1 protein-coding gene is annotated in these 1,148 nt (G+C 70.0%); it reads right to left on the reverse strand.

Going from position 1 to position 1,148, the window contains the following annotated elements:
- Positions 1–1,148: DUF6531 domain-containing protein (locus tag ACF088_RS41155; RefSeq protein ID WP_392381111.1), on the reverse strand; the 1,148-nt coding region annotated here is incomplete at both ends.

A 1,148-nucleotide genomic window follows, 5' to 3' on the forward strand; every position in this document is an offset into this window, starting at 1 on the left:
GTCGTACTCGTACCGGATCGTGTTGCCGAGGGGGTCGGTGCGGGCCAGGAGGTGGTCGTAGCGGTCCCACTCGGAGGCCGTGGTGTGGCCGAGCGGGTCGGTCTCGGCGGTGACCTGGTGCAGGTCGTTGAGCTGGTAGACGGTCGTGGCGCCGCAGGCGTCGGTGTAATGCGTCCGGCGCTGGTCGGGGTCGTAGGACCAGTGCGAGGAGAGGTAGCCGTCGGGGCCGATGGTCTGGGTGACGCGGTTGTCGTCGTCGTAGACGTAGCGGTAGGTGGAGTCGTTGCGGTCCGTCCAGGAGGTGATGCGGGACCGGTCGTCGTAGCCGAACACCAGCGGCCGGCCGGACGAGTTCGCGACGTGCGTGAGGTTGCCGTCCGCGTCATGTTCGTAGGACATGACCTCGACCGGGCCCTGCGGCGTGGTGACCGAAAGACCGGTCAGCAGGCCGGCGGTGCACTGGACCTCGACGCGGTAGCCGCCGGAGTGGACCAGCGTCGTCGGGGTGCCGTCCTCCAGGCGGGAGACGCTGACCTCGTTGCCGTTGCGGTCCTGCCACCCGGTCAGCCAGTACAAGCCGCTGCCGTCGTCGGGATGGTCCGCGAAGGTCTGGACGAGGCCCGTGTGCGGATCGGAGATGCGGTAGGTGACCCCGCCCGTGGCCCCCGTTCCCGGACAGGTCAGCGGCAGGCGGGGGCCTTCCTCGGGCCACACCACCTCATCCGAGTCGGCGGGGGGAAGGCTCGGGTAGGTCAGGATCGAGCCGTCCTCGCGGGCCCACAACACCCGCCCCCGGTCGTCGACTTCGAGGCGTTCGTCGAGGGTGGAGGCCCAGGACGGGCCGAAGAACTGCCCGTAGCGGTACGTCGACAGCTGCGTACGCGTGATCACCAGCGGCAGGACGCCCGGCAGCGCCAGATCGGTCTGCGTCAGCAGCATTTCACCGCTGGCCACATCGACCGGGTCGGTCTTGCAGGTGCGGCCCTTGATGTCCCGGCTGTTGAGGCGGACGCTGGACGGCTTCATCGAGGCGGGCTTGACCCCCCTGAGAGCCGAGCCGATCCCCCCGATGCCCTTGAGGGCCGCGGCCCCGCCCCCGACCAGGCCCACGACGCCGAGCACCACGTCGAGTACGTTCCACTCGCCGG

This window comes from Streptomyces sp. NPDC015125 (assembly GCF_043080045.1).
Taxonomy (GTDB): domain Bacteria; phylum Actinomycetota; class Actinomycetes; order Streptomycetales; family Streptomycetaceae; genus Streptomyces.